The following is a 15,925-nucleotide window of genomic DNA, read 5'->3' as shown; positions in this document are numbered from 1 at the left end:
TTGCCTTCCGAATGTGCGGGTAGTCACCCCGGTCATGCAGAACCGAGCCTTCTCCGACCTCTCGTTCGTGATAGCCAGCCGGAATCGCGCCACCGAACTCGCGACGGTAGCAGCCCGGCTGCTGGACACCACCGCATGCCCGATCGTCGTGGTGGACAACGCATCCACCGATGACACCGCCGCGATCATCGACAGGATGGCTGCCAGGTCGGCGAACCGCCTTCGGCTGATCCGGCTCGACACCAATCGTGGCGCGGTCGGGCGCAACGTCGGGGTGGCGGCGTGCCCCACGCCGTACGTCGCCTTCTGCGATGACGACTCCTGGTGGACGCCGGAGTCCCCCCCGACCGCAGTGGAGGCGTTCGAACGGCATCCGTCGGTGGGACTGCTCGCCGCGCGCACGATCGTATGGCCGCAGCGCCGCGAGGATTCGTTCTCCACACAGCTGGCACACAGCGCGCTCGGCCGGCGACCGGACCTGCCGGGCCCATCGATCCTCGGCTTCATGAGCTGTGCCGCCATGGTGCGCAAGCGGGCGTTTCAGCAGGCTGGGGGTTTCAGCGACATCCTGCACTTCCGCGGCGAGGAGCAACTGCTCGCGCTCGATCTGGCTGCGAACGGATGGGACCTCTGCTACCACCCCGAACTGGTGGCGATCCACCAGCCCTCCTCGGTGCGCGCCACGACCGCCGCGCAGGCCGCGCGGGTGCTGCGCAACGACGTACTCACCACATGGCTGCGACGTCCGATTGGCCACTGCCTGAACGCAAGTGGGCGAATGCTCGCCGCGGCGCTGCGTGATCGCGAGCATGCCAAGGGCGCTGTCGAGGCGGTGGTTCGCCTCCCCGCGGTCGTCGCGCAGCGGCGCACATTGCCCAGCCGGCTCGAGCAAGCCGTGCGTCTGCTGGAGTCGAGCTGAACCGGTCATCCCGACGACACGCTGGTCGCCGGCACCCGCACCGGGGCCAGCCGATCGTAGATCCGCTGGCTGTCGACGGCGATCCGGTCCCAGGAGTAGCGGGCCCTCGCACGGTCCCGGCCGGCGGCACCCATGCTCTTCCTCAGGAAGTCGTCTCGCAGCAAGGTGTTCACCGCCTTGGCGACCTCGTCGGGGCGCTTGGGCCTGACGAGCTGTCCGGTCACGTCGTGCACGACGGTGTCGAGCATTCCGCCGACCGCCGAGGCGACGACGGGAACACCACACGCCATCGCCTCGAGCGGCACGATGCCGAACGGTTCGTACCACGGGGTGCACGCGACCACGTCGGCTGACCGAAGGATGGCCGGCATGTCGCCGCGGGACACCGAACCGTAGAGGTGCACGCGGTCCGCGACACCCAAATCCCCTGCCAGACCCATCAATCGACGCGCCTCGGGCTCGGTGTCGAGCTGGGAGGCCTCCGGTCCGCCGACGATCACGAGCTCGGTATCGGGCATATGCGGCAATGCGCGCACGACGACGTCGAAGCCCTTTCGCGGAACGAACCGGCCGACGCTGACAATGCGGCGCATGTCACCCCGCGGAGCGACGGGGCCTTCCGGGTTGAACAGGTCAAGATCCACGCCGCACGGCACCACGGAAATCCGGTTGCGGGACCGGCCCATGCGCATCAACTCGAACACCTCGTCCGTGCACGTGGCGGCAACCCAGGTCGCCGAGCGCGCCACCGTCGCCTCGAGGTGCAACCGATCCGGCGGACTGGTGTCACGGACACCCTGATGGCGACGCTTCACCACACCGAGCGCATGAAAGGTCTGCACGGCGGGCAGGTCGAGATGGCGGGCCGCGAGTTGGGTTGCGATACCGGACATCCAGAAGTGGGCGTGGGCCACGTCGGGCCGGTCGGTTGCCCAGTCGTCGTCGAGGAATTGCGCGAAGGGCCCCATATGGGCGAGGAGTTCGTCTTTGGGGAGCGGTTCGGCCGGTCCGGCCGGCACGTGCACCACGGTGTATCCCTGCGAGGTGACGACCCGGTCGGGAAGCTTCGGGTCGTCCTTTCTGGTGTAGACGCCGACCTGATGGCCCCGCCTGGCCAGTGCCGCCGACAACTCGGCGACGTGCACGTTCTGGCCTCCGGCATCGACTCCGCCGAGCGCAGCGAGCGGGCTCGCATGCTCAGACACCATTGCGATCTTCATCGGCGCCCCTCCTTTCCTTGTCACCGACAGCACTCATCGATGAGGTCGTCCCATTGCGCAAGAAACCGATCGATTCCGAACTGCGCCTTGGCAAAATCGCGCGCCGCCTTCCCGGCCGCGGTGGCGGCGGCGCCGTCCGCGACGAAGGACGCCAACGCGCGGCCGAGTGCGTCGACGTCGACGCTCACGACACCGGCTTCCGGCGGCACGACCAGCGGCGCCATCGTCGACGCGACGGCCACCACCGGCATTCCGATGAACATCGCCTCGATCAGCGACATACCCAGCGATGTCCACCGGGCGGTGTGCAGGAAGACGCGACGCCGGGCCACCTCAGGCAGCAGGACGGGGGTCGGCACGTCACCTCTTCCGCACACCCGCGGACTGGCGATGCATTCGCTGATCACATCGGTGTCGATGCCCCAGACGTCGATCGGGACGTGCTCGGAGAACTCGGCCAGCAAATCCGCGCCGACCGTGCGCCAACGCCTGCACGGTTCGTTGATCATCGTCGCGGCGGCCGCGACGTCCCCGCGGTAGAGCAACCCTGGGTCGGCGATCCCGTGAGTGATGACGCGAGTCGGGGCGGAACCGTTGTTCCACATGAGCCGGTTGAAGTCGGTCACGTGGACGATCGGGATGTCGGTACGGTCAGCAACCGGATGAACGCTGTCGACCGCGAACGGACGCGGGGCGTTGTGTTCCACGTAAACCGCGGGTAAGTCTCGACCCGGTCGGCGTCCCAGCCACCGGTTCGTCAGATCGATTTCCTCGGGACGTTGCAAGACCACCAGGTCGATGTCCTCGTCATACAGATCAGCGAGCGAAACCTCTTGCGCTCGTGGCCAATTGCGCCCGCACAGCCCGCGGCCGTCGGAATCTCTACGCTCATTCACAGGCAATACACAGCGATGCCGGCCCGCCACAAAGGATTCGGTCCAAGACCCGTGCACATGCCAGAGGAGCACCGAACGGGGCGTCGACGAGATCGACATGAGGCCCGCCTACCCGAGCACTTCTGAGGCAAAACGGTTCTCCGATCGACTCTTCGCATAGCGGACGAGAGCCGATTCGCATATCGGACTTTTCCGTCGAACCCCCAGAGAGGCTCGACTCGGGTGCCGTTTCACAACTGGGTGCACGGGTACCCGACCGGCATGTCAGACAGCGAAAGCCTGCCCGACGACGTTCCCGTGGCCGATGCGATGGAGCAGCAGCGCGACACCAGCGAACCGGTTCTCGACGAGGAAGCCAGCGCAGAACCCGAACCGGATCCGCCGCTGGAAGCACCGCCCGCGGATTGGCAGGAACAGCTCGAGACGGTGGAGATCGACGACGAGGACGGCACCGTCGGGGACTGACAGGCACCAGTGCGATGCCCGGCTACGAGCGCGCTCGACGACTCCAGGGACCACTGACCCTGCTGGTCGTGCTCGTCGCGCTCGGGCTTCTGCTCACATGCTGCCCCGCTAATCGCGACGGCATGCCGGGCCAACTCGCCAGCGCGATGGAGGAAACGACGTCGGCGGCGCGCAGCGGCGCCTCGGCGTTGGACCTGTGGTCGCAGGGACGGTCGACGGCTCAACTGGCCGGTGTGCAGCTGTCGGACGCCCGCTCCGACGTCGTGAAGGCCTACCAGGGCATCGCCGATCTGCGCGCCCGCGACTCCGTCGACGTCGGGCGACAACGCATGCTGACCGACTCGATGACCGACATCATCGGCATCCTCAACGCCGCGGCAGCCAGCATCAGACGGGTCAGCAGCGAACCGTCGCCGCAGCGGGCTCGCGCCGACCTCCTGGCGGCAGCGACCGCGCTCGAAAGCCGATACCGCTGATGAAGAAGCTCTTGTCGGTCGCGCTCGGGATACTGACCGCGATCGGTGGATTCGTCGATATCGGCGACCTGGTCACCAACGCCGTGGTGGGGTCACGATTCGGAATGGGGCTGGCCTGGGTCGTTGTCGTCGGTGTCGCGGGAATCTGCCTGTACGCCAACATGGCCGGCCGCGTAGCGGCGGTCAGCGGCCGTGCGACCTTCGAAATCATCAGGGAGCGCCTCGGTCCGCGCACCGCGGCCGCCAACCTCGCGGCATCCTTCTTCATCACGCTGATGACATTGACTGCCGAGATCGGCGGTGTCGCTTTGGCCCTGCAACTGGCTACGGACGTCGGCCCGATGATGTGGATTCCCGTCGCGGCGTTCGCGATCTGGTTGGTGGTATGGCGAGTCAAGTTCAAGATCATGGAGAACGTCGCGGGCCTGTTGGGACTGCTCCTGATCGTGTTCCTCGTCAGTGTGTTTCTGCTGCAACCGGATTGGGCGAATCTCGCCGACCAGGCGATGACGCCTGTCATCCCTGAGCAGGAATCCGAGGCCACCTACTGGTACTTCGCCATCGCGCTGTTCGGTGCCGCGATGACGCCGTACGAGGTCTTCTTCTTCTCTTCCGGAGCCGTCGAAGAGCATTGGACCCGCAAGGATTTGAGCACATCACGCGTCAACGTGCTCGTCGGCTTCCCGCTCGGGGGTCTCCTGTCGCTCGGTATCGCGGCCTCGGCAGCGATTGTCCTGCTCCCTCAACAGATCGAGGTGACCTCGCTGTCGCAGACGGTCATGCCGGTCGTGGCCGCCGGCGGGAAGCTCGCGCTGGCGTTCGTGATCGTGGGTGTCGTCGCGGCGACGTTCGGCGCCGCGCTGGAGACGGCGCTGTCGAGCGGATACATCCTGGCCCAGTTCCTCGGCTGGCCGTGGGGCAAGTTCCGACGTCCCGCCGAGGCCGCGCGCTTCCACGTCGTCATCTTCATCGCGATCATCGCCTGTGCAGCGGTGTTGTTCACCGGAGTCGACCCCATCCTCGTCACCGAGTACTCCGTGGTGTTCTCTGCCATCGCCCTTCCGCTGACATACCTGCCAATCCTGATCGTGGCCAACGACTCTCAATACATGGGTGGTGAGACCAACGGAAGGGTGACGAACATGCTCGCCTCGGTGTTCCTGGTGGTCATCGTCGCCGCGTCGGTGGCGGCGATCCCGTTGATGATCGTGACGGGAGCGGGACAGTGAACGATCTTCCGGTCAAGCGTCATCGTGGTCACCTACTCGACGCCCGACTGCATCTGCTGGACCGCCAGATGCTCGACGACGCGGGTGATCCCGTCGGAATCGTCGACGACATCGAGCTGACCGGCATCGAGATGGATCACGACGTGGCCGTCGACGCCCAGCCACCGCGGGTGAGTGCCCTGCTTTCAGGACAGGTGGTGGCGACGCGCATCTTGGGTGGATCACCTCCTCGTTCGCGACTGCAGGAGATCCCCTGGCGCCTGGTCGCCTCGGTCGAGGTCGTTGTCAGGCTCAAACCCACCGATATGACGTTCGACGTCGGCTGGGTCGAACGCTGGCTGCGCGACCACATCGTCAGACGCGTTCCGGGAGGCCGACATGCGGCTGAGTGAACTCTTGGGGCTGCGGGTCGTCGACGCCGGCAACCGTCGGGTCGGCACGGTGATCGACGTTCGCCTCGCCACCAGCGGCGACCCCACCGACGATCCGCCGGCGCCGCGGGTGCTGGGACTCGTCGTGAGTCCCAAAACGCGGTCGTCGTTCTGGGGTTTCGAACGGTCGGGCGCGACCGCCCCGGCTCTGATAGCCCGAGTCGCGAGGTGGCGGCACCGCGGAACGTTCGTGGCGGCGTGGGAGGACGTCGCCCGTATTGGCACGGATGGCGTGCGGTTGCGCGCCGACTACACCCGCTTCTCGGCGATGTTGCCCAGCGCGGGCGTTTAGTCGGTCAGGTGCTCGGGAACCCGACACCTGCGCGAGGAAGTTCCTCGTGATTGGACTGAATCCACTCCACTGCGGAAGGTGAACATGACCGAGAAGAACAGTGGCCCTGAAGAAGGCATCAAGGGCGTCGTCGAAGACGTCAAGGGCAAGGCGAAGGAAACGGTCGGCACTGTCACCGGCCGCGACGACATGGTTCGCGAGGGCAAGGCCCAGCAGGACAAAGCCGATGCCCAGCAGGATGCGGCCAAGAAGGAAGCCGAGGCGGAGTCCGCTCGCGCAGGCGCCGAGGCCGCCGAGAAGCGCCAGGAGAACGAGCAGTAGTTCGGACCGAAAGCAGAAAAGCCCAGCCGATCGGCTGGGCTTTTCTCTTGACTACTTCAGCTACTGGGTCGTTGCCGCTGAGCGTCGGGATGCTCTGCGTACCAACGTTCTTCGATCTTGCGCACCCGTAGGTGCTCGACCAGCAGCCACCCGCCGCCGATGATCAACAGCGCGGCAGAGCCGCAACCCAAGCCGATACCCACGCTGTGATGGCTGGCACCGTGGGCCGCCAGCGCCGAAACGAACAGCACAAGTGCCACTCCGATGAGGATCAGTCCCGGCAGGTCCTTGCTGTCCTTCATCGTCTCCCCGGCGTGCGGACGTGTCGTCCTCGCGTGGTCGACGGGATCCTTCGGGCTCTTCATCGGTACTCCTCTCTCGGCATACCTGCACCCGGTTATGGGCTACTGACAACGCTAGAACTACCCGACCCCATAGGGAAGAAACGAAACCGAAATGAGCCTCACCGATAGGACGGGTACACCTCGGCTCGCAGGGCCCTTGCGAGGTGAGCGGCGTTGCGGGCCAACGCCGCAGTCGTCGTAGCGACCGGCTCGGGAACCTCGTCGAGTTCCTTGTAGTCCTTGCTCTGCATCGCCTCACCCGTCCAGTAGGTGCCCCCTTGGGCCGGGATGCTGTAGCCGATGTCGTTGAGGCCCTGAAAGCAGTCGGCAATCACCTTGTGCGCACCGTCCTCGTTGCCGACGACCCCGACCACGGCGACCTTGCCGACCATGACCGGCCTATCCGCGTCGTCGGTGTTCGACAGCTCGGCATCGAGACGTTCCAGCGCCCGCTGCGTGACGCTGGCGGGGTGTCCCAGCCAGATGGGGGTGGACAACACCAGGATGTCGGCGCCCAACAGTTTTTCGCGGATCTGCGGCCACTCGTCACCGTCACCCATGTCCGCCTCGACACCCGGCGCGATGGCGTAGTCGACGCATCGCACGATCTCGGTCTGCACACCGGCGTCGCGCAAGTTCTGACAGATGTGCTCGGCCATCAGTGCGCTGCTCGACTCGGCGGGGCTGGGTTTGAGGCTGCAGACCAGCGCGACGGCGGTCAACGGGTGATCGGCGTAGGCTTGAGTGCTCATCCGCCGAACACCGCGGATCCGGTGAGGGCGGGCATGCTCGTGGTGAGCACCAGCAGCATCGACGTCAGCAGAAACCATCCCGCACCCTGCCACGCGGTCGACATCTCGCCCCTGCGCCAGTTCTGATAGGCGCGGAAGAAGGCGCGCCCCCCGCCCAGCAGGAGGACGGCGGGCGCCGCGAGCGCCAGCAGGGTTCGCTGGGGCGCGCCGCAGGCCAGGGTGTCGGCCGTCGCGCCCTGACAGGTGCTCACCCACACCATGGCGCCGAGCAGGAAGATGGCGCCGGTGGCACCGATACCGATGGCGAACCGCACGGCGTCGCGGATGCCGGTGTCGACATGCCTCAGCTCGCTGGGACCGTGATACACGACGAAAACTCCCGAATTTGCTGCGCAATCAGCGATATGAATTAGACGCAGAGGGTGTTCCCGGCTGCTTGGCTCGGTAAACCTCAGTTTTCGACGCGATAGTGCGCGGTCAGCAGGAGCCGGTCATAGGTTGCGCGTGGCGGCAACTCCTCGTCATAGTTCAGCTCAAGGAAGTCCTTGGCGATTTGCTCGGCCAGGAGCCGCAGCTTGGTGTTGGTCTCCTGTGAACGCCACCGGAGCAATTCGAACGCCGAGTCGGCGGAGATTCGGTAGACCAGCATCAGCATGCCCTTGGCCTGCTCGATCGGGCCGCGGGCCTCGGCCATCTCGGTGACAGCCGCACTGAAAACCCTGTCGTGCCGCTGCAGCGACGGGGTGACGTCGACATAGAAGCCGTGGGTTCCGACCACCTGGTCGCCGTCGTCGAACAATTGGTCGCCGACCACAACGACGTGGTGCACGTCGCCGCGGGTGTCGATGATCCGATGACGGGTGGAGAACGCACCCGACGTCCTGCGGATCTCCTCCAGCGTCGCCGCCACCTGGCGGTAGTCGTCGGGATGTTTGTGCGACAACACCAGTTCCGTCGTCGGTTGCGCGGTACCCGGCTCGTAGCCGTGCATCCGCTCGACCTGCGGCGACCACTCCCAGCGCTCGTCGGCGAAATAGAACCGGAACCAGCCCACGCGGTGCGGGTCACCGCCGGCAAGGGCCTGTTCGACGGGTGTCTGCCCATTGGACTCGGGCAGCTCGTCTGTCATGATCGCAGGTTAGCGCCGGTGACCGCACACGTGTATCGCGGCGATGACGTTCATTCGTTTATCGGATAAACACCGGCACCGACTGTGGGCTGCATGTCGGGGTCGAAACTTAGGATCCGTCGGGTGACCGTGAAGGTGTACCTGGCCGTCGCTGCGGCGGCGGGGGTAGGGGCATGGCTTCTCGGGGTCGCTGTTCAGGTCAGCGTCGCGATCGGTCTCGTTGCGCCGCTGCTGCTGGCCGCCGCTCCACGCTTTCTTGCCGGCGCGCTCGCCGGTGCCACCACCGCCGGCGCGCGCGAGGATCCCACCGCGGCGATGTCCGGTGCCGAGTTCGAGGATTACGTGGCGCGAGTGGCGCGGTCCTGCGGTGCTCCGGTGATCATGACGGCGATGACCGGAGACTGGGGTGTCGACATCATCGTCGGCATGCGACCGAATCGCGTTGCCATTCAGTGCAAGCGACAGTCGCGCCCGGTCGGAGCCGGTGCCGTACAGGAAGTCGTGGCGGGCGCGCCGATGCAGGACTGCACTCAGACGATGGTGGTGACGAATCACGAATTCACCGCTGCCGCACGCAAGCTCGCAGAGCGTCACGGTTGCGTGCTCGTATGTGGCGCCGACCTGCCTCGCTTGCGTGCGACGATCCGACGGCTGCTGGAGCCGTCGGCGCCGACCCAGCTCACCTGAGCACGTCGCGCAGGGCCGCGCGGGTTGCGTCGATGGCCGGGTCGATCTCCTCCCGCGACACCGTCAAGGCGGGCCGGAATCGCACGCTGCTCGTTCCGCTCGGGAGCAGGATCACGCGCCGCTCCCACAGCCTGCGAACCAACTCGTCGCGCAGCGCCGGGGTGGGCAGGCTGAACGCGCACATCAGTCCGCGGCCCCGAACGTCGAGCACGACGTCGGGAAACTCCGCCGACAGCGCCTCGAGGCGGCGCAACAGGTAGCGGCCGATCTCGGCCGCACCGGCCACCAGGCCGTCGGCCTCGATCACCTCGAGGATGCGGCGGGCCCGCACCATGTCGGTGAGGTTGCCACCCCACGTCGAGTTCAGCCGCGAGCTCACGGTGAAGACGTTGTCGGGCACAACGTCGACGCGGCGACCGGCCATGATGCCGCATACCTGGGTCTTCTTGCCGAAGGCGACCACGTCGGGGGTCACGCCGAGCTGTTGGTAGGCCCATGTCGTCCCCGTCAGCCCGCAGCCCGTCTGCACCTCGTCGAAGATCAACAGCGCGTCGAACTCGTCGCAGAGGTCGCGCAGCGCCGCGAAGAACTGCGGCCGGAAGTGCCGGTCGCCGCCCTCGCCCTGAATCGGTTCTGCGATGAAGCATGCGATGTCGTGCCGGTGGGCCTCGAACGCGGCGCGGGCCTGACGTAGGGATTCCGCCTCGATCGCGTCCATAGCCTCATCGTTCAAGCCGGGGCGTAGATACGGCGCGTCGACGCGCGGCCAGTCGAACTTGGGAAAACGGGCCACCTTGTTCGGGTCGGTGTTGGTCAGGGACAAGGTGTAGCCGCTACGGCCGTGGAACGCACCGCGTAGGTGCAGAACCTTGCTGCCCAGCGCGGGATCTCGCCCGTCGGCCTCGTTCAGCCTGCTCTTCCAGTCGAACGCCACCTTCAGCGCGTTCTCCACCGCGAGCGCCCCGCCGTCGACGAAGAACAGGTGCGGCAACGCCGGATCCCCCAGCACGCGCACGAACGTGTCGACGAACTGCGCCATCGGCACCGTGTACACGTCGGAGTTGCTCGGTTTGTTGACGGCGGCAGCCGCGAGCTCGGCGCGGAATGCGTCGTCGTCGGCCAGCGCCGGGTGGTTCCACCCCAACGCGGACGAGGCGAAGAACGTGAACATGTCCAGGAAGCGTTCGCCTTCCCCATCAGCACAGCGGGCGTCGACCAGATACGAACCCGACGACCGCCGCATGTCGAGCACCAGATCCATTCCGTCGGCCAGAATGCTGCGCGACAGCACGGCGTGGACATCATCGGGTCCGACGTCGAGCCCGGCGGCGCCGGTCGGGGACCCGCAGTCCGAACGCAGCAACAGATCGGTCATACCGGGAGGTTACCAGAAGATATACGGTCAAAAGCGTCTGTGACAGGAATAGTTACGGTATGAAGTCACGACGCTCGTAAAAAGTCTGTAGGATGATTGTGCTTCGGGTCCGAACGTTGGCCGCGGTGCGTATCTGCTGCAACAGGTCCTCGAGCGCCCGCGCCGACTCGACGCGGACCAACAGGACGTAGCTCTCGTCCCCGGCCACCGAATGACAGGACTCGATGGCCTCTATGCGTTGAAGGCGCGCGGGCGCGTCGTCGGGTTGCGAGGGATCGAGAGGAGTTATCGCCACGAACGCCGACAGCATCTTGCCGACCGCTTCGGGGTTGATCCGGGCCGAGTATCCGGTCACTACGCCGCGCGCCTCGAGCCGCCGAACGCGCGATTGGACCGCCGAGACCGACAGTCCCGCGGTCGCCGCCAGGTGCGCCAGCGTGGCGCGGCCGTCGGCGATCAGTTCACGGACCAGGGTGCGATCGATCTCGTCGAGATGCGTCGCGGTGTGGGGCTGTTCGTCGGCTCCAGCCATGGCGGCACTGTATCCGAGGCGGTGCAAGCGGTGACCCCGAAGAGCTTCGAACCATGGCAGTTACGGGCCCGGTTCGCCGCCGAACTGTCCCGGATGTACGGCGCCGAGGTGCCCGCCTACACCACGCTCGTGGAGGTCGCCTCCGAGGTGAACCGCGACCATGCCGACGGGGTTTCGGGCGCCGAGCGATTCGGCTCGCTCGAACGCGTCACCGCCGAGCGCCACGGTGCGATCCGGGTGGGCAGCGCCGCCGAACTCGCCGACGTCGCCGACCTGTTCGCGGCGTTCGGCATGTACCCGGTCGGCTTCTACGACCTGCGTGAAGCGGAGTCGCCGGTTCCGGTGGTGTCCACGGCGTTTCGCCCGATCGATCCGGATGAACTGGCCCGCAACCCGTTTCGGGTGTTTACGTCGATGCTCGCCACCGCCGACGCGCGGTTCTTCCCCGCCGAGCTACGCGGTCGTGTCGAGCGGTTCGTGGGCCGCCGGCAATTGTTCGACCCCGCGCTGATCGCCGAGGCAAGGCGCATAGTCGCTGCGGGCACGGTCGACCAGGACCGGGGTGAACGGTTCGTCGCCGCCGCGGTGGCCGCGTTCGCCTTGTCGCGTGCACCCATCGACCGCGGGTGGTACGAGGAACTCAGCAGGGTTTCCGCCGTGGCGGCCGACATCGCGGGCGTCACCACCACCCATATCAACCACCTCACGCCGCGGGTGCTCGACATCGACGAGCTGTATAGCCGGATGACGGATCGCGGTATCACGATGATCGACGCGATCCAGGGCCCACCGCGCGCCGACGGTCCACCGGTGCTGTTGAGGCAGACATCTTTTCGCGCGCTCGCCGAGCAACGGCGCTTCCGCGAGCCGGACGGTTCGGTGTCGGAGGGCGCGCTGCGGGTGCGCTTCGGCGAGGTCGAGGCTCGCGGGGTGGCGCTGACGGACCGAGGCCGCGAACACTACGACGCCGCGATGGCCACCCCGGATCCGGCCGCCGTCTGGGCTCAGTACTTCCCGGCCACCGACGAGGAGCTGGCCGCATCCGGGCTGGCCTACTACCGCGGCGGCGATCCGTCGAAACCGGTTGTCTACGAGGATTTCCTGCCCGCTTCGGCGGCGGGCATCTTCCGGTCGAACCTCGACGACGACGCACGGGCCGACGAGTCCGCCGGTGGTTTCGACTACGGCGCAGCTTGGCTGTCCGACCGGATCGGCCGACCCGTCCACGACCCTTACGCGCTCTACGAGAAAGCAGCACAATGACGACCATGGCGACAGCGACACTCCCCTCCGTCGAGATGCTGCGCACGCATGCACTCGACGCACTCCACGCCGTCGGCTTCGACGGTGACCTCGGCGCCCCCGGGGAGCACGGATTGCAGGCCAGCACACCGATCACCGGTGAGGTGCTGTTCACCGTCCCGGAGACGACGGCCGAGAACGCCGACCGCGCGATCGGCGAAGCGACTGAAGCGTTCACGGCGTGGCGCACCACGCCCGCGCCGGTCCGTGGCGCGCTGGTGGGACGGCTGGGTGAGCTGCTGTCCGCCCACAAGGCCGACGTCGCGGCGTTGGTGACTCTGGAGGCCGGAAAGATCACGTCCGAGGCCCTCGGTGAGGTGCAGGAGATGATCGACGTCTGCCAGTTCGCCGTTGGGCTCTCGCGTCAGCTCTACGGCCGCACGATCGCCTCCGAGCGCCCCGGTCATCGGCTGATGGAGACCTGGCATCCGCTCGGCGTGGTCGGCGTGATCACCGCATTCAACTTTCCCGTCGCGGTCTGGGCGTGGAACGCGGCGGTGGCGTTGGTGTGCGGTGACACCGTCGTGTGGAAGCCATCGGAGCTGACCCCGCTGACCGCGCTGGCGTGTCAGGCGTTGATCAACCGCGCGGCCCGCGACGTCGGGGCCCCACCCGAAGTGAGCCGATTGATCCAGGGCGGCCGCGAGATCGGCGAACGCCTCGTCGACGATCCGCGGGTGGCCTTGCTCAGCGCGACGGGGTCGGTACGGATGGGCCGGCAGGTCGGCCCGCGGGTGGCCCAGCGGTTCGGCAAGGTCCTGCTCGAACTCGGCGGCAACAACGCCGCGATCGTGACGCCGTCCGCGGACCTCGAAATGGCGGCGCGCGCCATCGTGTTCAGCGCCGCGGGCACGGCGGGTCAGCGGTGCACGACGCTGCGCAGGCTGATTGTGCACTCCTCTATCGCCGACGATATGGTCCAGCGGATCACCGCCGCCTACCGCCAACTTCCCGTCGGTGATCCGTCGGTCGACGGCACGCTCGTCGGCCCGCTGATCCACGAGACCGCATATCGAGACATGGTGCGCGCGTTGGAGATCGCACGCGCCGACGGCGGTGAGGTCATCGGCGGGCAACGCCAAGACGTCGGTGACGAGAGCGCCTACTACGTCACACCGGCGGTGGTGCGCATGCCCGCCCAGACCGAGATCGTGCATGCCGAGACGTTCGCCCCGATCCTCTACGTGATGACATACGACAGCCTCGACGAGGCGATCGCGATGAACAACGCGGTCCCGCACGGTCTTTCGTCGTCGATCTTCACCCTCGACATGCGCGAGGCGGAGCGGTTCCTGGCCGCCGACGGCTCGGACTGTGGGATGGCCAACGTCAACATCGGGACCTCGGGCGCCGAGATCGGAGGCGCCTTCGGCGGCGAGAAGCAGACCGGCGGCGGCCGCGAGTCGGGGTCGGACTCGTGGAAGGCCTACATGCGCCGGGCCACCAACACGGTCAACTACTCGACCGAACTACCGCTGGCACAGGGCGTGCACTTCGGCTAGGACGTCTCCAGCGCGTTGGCGCAGCCGTCGAGGATGGCGCGGAAGTTCCACCGCAACAGCCGCGAACTCACCGGCTCGAAGGCCTTTCCGCCCGACCAGAGCGGGTGGGTGTACCTGGTTACCCATTCGACGTGGGTACCGGTGCCTGCGGGGGTGAACGTCAGCGTGCCGCCTTCGTGAACGAAACCCGGAACCGAGCGCAGGATGAGGTACGAATAGCTACGCGGCGGATCGTAGGCCGTGTACTCCTCTTCGAACCACATGCCGGTCCCGGTCACGATCCGTACCGTGCCGGCCTTCACTTCCGACGTTCCCTTCGCCAGCCTGGCCCGCAGGACGAGCGGCGCCGCCGTGAGGCCGTTCGGGTCGGCGAGCCAGTCGAATACGCGCTCGGGCGGTGCCGCGATGGTGCGCTCGACACGCAATTCGGTCATCGCGTCATTGTAGGAGTTCCGTCTACAGGATCGGCCTGCCGCCGGTCACCGCGATCCGCGCACCCGTCACATAACTCGCCTCGTCCGACGCGAGCATCACGTAGATCGGTGCCAATTCGACAGGTTGCCCCGCACGGCCCAGCGGCGTGTTCTCGCCGAACTGCTTGACCTTCTCCGGCGGCATCGTCGAGGGGATCAACGGGGTCCAGATCGGGCCAGGAGCCACGCTGTTGGCACGAATGCCCTTCTCCCCCAACATCTCCGACAGACTGGCCGAGAAGTTGGCGATGGCGGCCTTGGTCGCCGCGTAGGGCGCCAGCTTCGGATTCGGCATGTCGGAGTTCACCGACGAACTGCCGATGATCGAGGCGCCGGGACCCATGTGCGGCAGCGCGGCCTTCACGAGGTAGAAGTACGCGCCGATGTTGAGCCGGAACGTGTAATCCCATTCCTCGTCGCTGATCTCGTCGAGGGTGTCGTGCGTCATCTGGTAGGCGGCGTTGTTGACGAGCACATCGATGCCGCCGAACTCCGCGGCGGCGCGGTCGACGACGGCGCGGCAGTGCGCCGGGTCCGACAGATCACCCGCCACGAGTACGCATTTGCGCCCGGCATCCTCGACGTACTTCTGTACCTCGTTGGCGTCGCCGTCCTCGTTCAGGTAGGCGATCAGCACGTCGGCACCCTCGCGCGCGTAGGCGATCGCGACCGCGCGGCCGATGCCGCTGTCGCCGCCGGTGATGATCGCGCGCTTGCCGGTCAGCCGACCCGATCCGCGATAGCTCGTCTCACCGCAGTCGGGAGCAGGGGTCATCTCGCTCTGCACGCCTGGCGGTGACTGCTGTTGTTCGGGGAAACTCATCGATCGCCTCTCGTTCCGATGCCTGTGCTTGCGCGGGTTACCCCGCACTGGTCGGAATACTCCGGACGCAGCTCTGTTTGACATGTGTTCACTACGATGGCCGCATGGCCGAGCCTCGACGGCGCCTGTCGCCCGCCGACCGACGCAGCGAACTGCTGACGCTCGGCGCCGAAGTGTTCGGGCAACGGCCTTACGACGAGGTCCGCATCGACGAGATCGCCGAGCGGGCCGGGGTGTCGCGGGCGCTGATGTATCACTACTTCCCCGACAAGCGGGCGTTCTTCGCCGCGGTGATCCGCGCCGAGGGCGAGCGGCTGTTCGAAGCGACGAACACGCCACCGCGGCCCGGCCAGAGCCTGTTCGACCAGGTGCGCGAGGGGGTGCTCGCGTATCTGCGGTACGACGACGACCACCCTCACGGCGCGTGGGCGGCCTACGTGGGGTCGGGCCGCTCCGATCCCGTGCTGCGGGGCATCGAGGACACCGACAACGACCGCCAGGCCAACCGGATCCTCAGCCGCATCCACGCCGCGCTCGGTGACGAGCTGGACTCCAAGGTCGAGCGCGACCTGCGCATCACCGTCTACGGCTGGCTCGCGTTCACCTTGGAGATGTGCAGGCAACGACTGATGGATCCGTCCATCGACGCCGGTCAGGTCGCCGACGCGTGTGCGCATGCGCTGCTCGACGCCGTCGGGCGGGTCCCCGGCATCCCCTCCTCCCTGCGCGACGCGGTATCCCCGAAACGCCGCTGACC

At 66.9% G+C, this 15,925-nt stretch carries 21 protein-coding genes; 11 read left to right on the top strand and 10 right to left on the bottom strand.

Annotated features, from left to right (window positions below; translation table 11 throughout):
* Window positions 1–34 precede the first annotated feature (34 nt).
* Entirely contained in the window at window positions 35–919 is an 885-nt protein-coding gene (locus A5650_RS26935) for a glycosyltransferase family 2 protein (protein ID WP_067295061.1), read from the top strand.
* A gap of 5 nt (window positions 920–924) precedes the next feature.
* On the opposite strand, the gene A5650_RS19235 is transcribed toward A5650_RS26935, so the two are convergent.
* Together A5650_RS19235 and A5650_RS19230 are read right to left on the bottom strand one after the other, a co-directional pair.
* Complete coding sequence (locus tag A5650_RS19235; protein ID WP_067295058.1) at window positions 925–2,139, bottom strand: glycosyltransferase; 1,215 nt, start codon at window positions 2,137–2,139, stop codon at window positions 925–927.
* A 20-nt stretch (window positions 2,140–2,159) separates the two neighbouring features.
* Window positions 2,160–3,134: a glycosyltransferase gene (locus tag A5650_RS19230; RefSeq protein ID WP_067295055.1), complete on the bottom strand. Its 975-nt coding sequence runs from the start codon at window positions 3,132–3,134 to the stop codon at window positions 2,160–2,162.
* A gap of 162 nt (window positions 3,135–3,296) precedes the next feature.
* Here A5650_RS19230 and A5650_RS19225 point away from each other — a divergent pair, with 162 nt between their 5' ends.
* From A5650_RS19225 to mbp1, 6 genes are all read left to right on the top strand, one after another.
* On the top strand, window positions 3,297–3,500 hold the full coding sequence (locus tag A5650_RS19225; protein ID WP_067295458.1) for a hypothetical protein: 204 nt from the start codon (window positions 3,297–3,299) through the stop codon (window positions 3,498–3,500).
* 14 nt (window positions 3,501–3,514) lie between these two features.
* On the top strand, window positions 3,515–3,976 hold the full coding sequence (locus A5650_RS19220) for a hypothetical protein (protein WP_067295052.1): 462 nt from the start codon (window positions 3,515–3,517) through the stop codon (window positions 3,974–3,976).
* Entirely contained in the window at window positions 3,976–5,205 is a 1,230-nt protein-coding gene (locus A5650_RS19215) for an Nramp family divalent metal transporter (RefSeq protein WP_067295050.1), read from the top strand. The genes A5650_RS19220 and A5650_RS19215 overlap by 1 nt, the downstream gene beginning before the upstream one ends.
* Complete coding sequence (locus A5650_RS19210) at window positions 5,202–5,597, top strand: hypothetical protein (protein ID WP_067295047.1); 396 nt, start codon at window positions 5,202–5,204, stop codon at window positions 5,595–5,597. Before A5650_RS19215 ends, A5650_RS19210 begins: the two co-directional genes overlap by 4 nt.
* Window positions 5,584–5,928, top strand: a complete 345-nt coding sequence (locus tag A5650_RS19205) for a PRC-barrel domain-containing protein (RefSeq protein ID WP_067295044.1) — start codon at window positions 5,584–5,586, stop codon at window positions 5,926–5,928. The genes A5650_RS19210 and A5650_RS19205 overlap by 14 nt, the downstream gene beginning before the upstream one ends.
* 84 nt (window positions 5,929–6,012) lie before the next feature.
* On the top strand, window positions 6,013–6,249 hold the full coding sequence (mbp1, locus tag A5650_RS19200) for a microaggregate-binding protein 1 (RefSeq protein WP_064400879.1): 237 nt from the start codon (window positions 6,013–6,015) through the stop codon (window positions 6,247–6,249).
* Window positions 6,250–6,305: 56 nt separating this feature from the next.
* On the opposite strand, the gene usfY is transcribed toward mbp1, so the two are convergent.
* From usfY to A5650_RS19180, 4 genes are all read right to left on the bottom strand, one after another.
* Complete coding sequence (gene usfY, locus A5650_RS19195) at window positions 6,306–6,614, bottom strand: protein UsfY (protein WP_067295041.1); 309 nt, start codon at window positions 6,612–6,614, stop codon at window positions 6,306–6,308.
* Between the two features lie 98 nt (window positions 6,615–6,712).
* Window positions 6,713–7,345 carry a flavodoxin family protein gene (locus A5650_RS19190; RefSeq protein WP_067295038.1) on the bottom strand — a complete coding sequence of 211 codons (633 nt, stop codon included), beginning with the start codon at window positions 7,343–7,345 and terminating at the stop codon, window positions 6,713–6,715.
* A complete protein-coding gene (locus A5650_RS19185) occupies window positions 7,342–7,713 on the bottom strand; it encodes a hypothetical protein (protein WP_067295035.1) in 372 nt (123 codons plus the stop codon). Before A5650_RS19185 ends, A5650_RS19190 begins: the two co-directional genes overlap by 4 nt.
* A gap of 83 nt (window positions 7,714–7,796) precedes the next feature.
* On the bottom strand, window positions 7,797–8,474 hold the full coding sequence (locus A5650_RS19180; protein ID WP_067295032.1) for a PAS and ANTAR domain-containing protein: 678 nt from the start codon (window positions 8,472–8,474) through the stop codon (window positions 7,797–7,799).
* 93 nt (window positions 8,475–8,567) lie between these two features.
* On the opposite strand from A5650_RS19180, the gene A5650_RS19175 reads away from it, so the two are divergent.
* Window positions 8,568–9,161: a restriction endonuclease gene (locus A5650_RS19175; protein WP_067295029.1), complete on the top strand. Its 594-nt coding sequence runs from the start codon at window positions 8,568–8,570 to the stop codon at window positions 9,159–9,161.
* Here A5650_RS19175 and lat read toward each other — a convergent pair.
* Both lat and A5650_RS19165 read right to left on the bottom strand, forming a co-directional pair.
* Window positions 9,154–10,536, bottom strand: a complete 1,383-nt coding sequence (gene lat / locus A5650_RS19170) for an L-lysine 6-transaminase (RefSeq protein ID WP_067295026.1) — start codon at window positions 10,534–10,536, stop codon at window positions 9,154–9,156. The genes A5650_RS19175 and lat overlap by 8 nt on opposite strands.
* 52 nt (window positions 10,537–10,588) lie before the next feature.
* Window positions 10,589–11,068: an Lrp/AsnC family transcriptional regulator gene (locus tag A5650_RS19165; protein ID WP_067295454.1), complete on the bottom strand. Its 480-nt coding sequence runs from the start codon at window positions 11,066–11,068 to the stop codon at window positions 10,589–10,591.
* 93 nt (window positions 11,069–11,161) lie between these two features.
* Here A5650_RS19165 and hglS point away from each other — a divergent pair, with 93 nt between their 5' ends.
* Window positions 11,162–12,331, top strand: a complete 1,170-nt coding sequence (hglS, locus tag A5650_RS19160) for a 2-oxoadipate dioxygenase/decarboxylase (protein WP_067295451.1) — start codon at window positions 11,162–11,164, stop codon at window positions 12,329–12,331.
* Complete coding sequence (gene amaB, locus A5650_RS19155) at window positions 12,328–13,872, top strand: L-piperidine-6-carboxylate dehydrogenase (RefSeq protein ID WP_067295023.1); 1,545 nt, start codon at window positions 12,328–12,330, stop codon at window positions 13,870–13,872. The genes hglS and amaB overlap by 4 nt, the downstream gene beginning before the upstream one ends.
* On the opposite strand, the gene A5650_RS19150 is transcribed toward amaB, so the two are convergent.
* Together A5650_RS19150 and A5650_RS19145 are read right to left on the bottom strand one after the other, a co-directional pair.
* Entirely contained in the window at window positions 13,869–14,306 is a 438-nt protein-coding gene (locus A5650_RS19150) for an SRPBCC family protein (RefSeq protein WP_067295021.1), read from the bottom strand. The genes amaB and A5650_RS19150 overlap by 4 nt on opposite strands.
* A 22-nt stretch (window positions 14,307–14,328) precedes the next feature.
* Window positions 14,329–15,168, bottom strand: a complete 840-nt coding sequence (locus tag A5650_RS19145) for an SDR family oxidoreductase (protein WP_067295018.1) — start codon at window positions 15,166–15,168, stop codon at window positions 14,329–14,331.
* A gap of 104 nt (window positions 15,169–15,272) precedes the next feature.
* Between A5650_RS19145 and A5650_RS19140 the strand changes: the two genes are divergently transcribed.
* Window positions 15,273–15,923 carry a TetR/AcrR family transcriptional regulator gene (locus tag A5650_RS19140; protein WP_067295015.1) on the top strand — a complete coding sequence of 217 codons (651 nt, stop codon included), beginning with the start codon at window positions 15,273–15,275 and terminating at the stop codon, window positions 15,921–15,923.
* The last annotated feature ends 2 nt before the right edge of the window (window positions 15,924–15,925 follow it).

Source organism: Mycobacterium sp. 1164985.4, from assembly GCF_001668575.1.
Lineage (GTDB): Bacteria > Actinomycetota > Actinomycetes > Mycobacteriales > Mycobacteriaceae > Mycobacterium.
Note: the sequence above shows the minus strand (reverse complement) of the source record. Positions and strands in the feature narration are given on the sequence as shown.

Bases quoted from the DNA above. Each gene is read 5' to 3' on its own strand.
- hglS (WP_067295451.1), top strand. From the start codon at position 11,162: ATGTACGGCGCCGAGGTGCCCGCCTACACCACGCTCGTGGAGGTCGCC.
- lat (WP_067295026.1), bottom strand. From the start codon at position 10,536: ATGACCGATCTGTTGCTGCGTTCGGACTGCGGGTCCCCGACCGGCGCC.
- A5650_RS19145 (WP_067295018.1), bottom strand. From the start codon at position 15,168: ATGAGTTTCCCCGAACAACAGCAGTCACCGCCAGGCGTGCAGAGCGAG.
- A5650_RS19150 (WP_067295021.1), bottom strand. From the start codon at position 14,306: ATGACCGAATTGCGTGTCGAGCGCACCATCGCGGCACCGCCCGAGCGC.
- A5650_RS19205 (WP_067295044.1), top strand. From the start codon at position 5,584: ATGCGGCTGAGTGAACTCTTGGGGCTGCGGGTCGTCGACGCCGGCAAC.
- A5650_RS19220 (WP_067295052.1), top strand. From the start codon at position 3,515: ATGCCCGGCTACGAGCGCGCTCGACGACTCCAGGGACCACTGACCCTG.
- A5650_RS19225 (WP_067295458.1), top strand. From the start codon at position 3,297: ATGTCAGACAGCGAAAGCCTGCCCGACGACGTTCCCGTGGCCGATGCG.
- A5650_RS19175 (WP_067295029.1), top strand. From the start codon at position 8,568: ATGTCGGGGTCGAAACTTAGGATCCGTCGGGTGACCGTGAAGGTGTAC.
- usfY (WP_067295041.1), bottom strand. From the start codon at position 6,614: ATGAAGAGCCCGAAGGATCCCGTCGACCACGCGAGGACGACACGTCCG.
- A5650_RS19165 (WP_067295454.1), bottom strand. From the start codon at position 11,068: ATGGCTGGAGCCGACGAACAGCCCCACACCGCGACGCATCTCGACGAG.
- A5650_RS19215 (WP_067295050.1), top strand. From the start codon at position 3,976: ATGAAGAAGCTCTTGTCGGTCGCGCTCGGGATACTGACCGCGATCGGT.
- A5650_RS19235 (WP_067295058.1), bottom strand. From the start codon at position 2,139: ATGAAGATCGCAATGGTGTCTGAGCATGCGAGCCCGCTCGCTGCGCTC.
- amaB (WP_067295023.1), top strand. From the start codon at position 12,328: ATGACGACCATGGCGACAGCGACACTCCCCTCCGTCGAGATGCTGCGC.
- A5650_RS19190 (WP_067295038.1), bottom strand. From the start codon at position 7,345: ATGAGCACTCAAGCCTACGCCGATCACCCGTTGACCGCCGTCGCGCTG.
- A5650_RS19180 (WP_067295032.1), bottom strand. From the start codon at position 8,474: ATGACAGACGAGCTGCCCGAGTCCAATGGGCAGACACCCGTCGAACAG.
- A5650_RS19230 (WP_067295055.1), bottom strand. From the start codon at position 3,134: ATGTCGATCTCGTCGACGCCCCGTTCGGTGCTCCTCTGGCATGTGCAC.
- A5650_RS26935 (WP_067295061.1), top strand. From the start codon at position 35: ATGCAGAACCGAGCCTTCTCCGACCTCTCGTTCGTGATAGCCAGCCGG.
- A5650_RS19140 (WP_067295015.1), top strand. From the start codon at position 15,273: ATGGCCGAGCCTCGACGGCGCCTGTCGCCCGCCGACCGACGCAGCGAA.
- mbp1 (WP_064400879.1), top strand. From the start codon at position 6,013: ATGACCGAGAAGAACAGTGGCCCTGAAGAAGGCATCAAGGGCGTCGTC.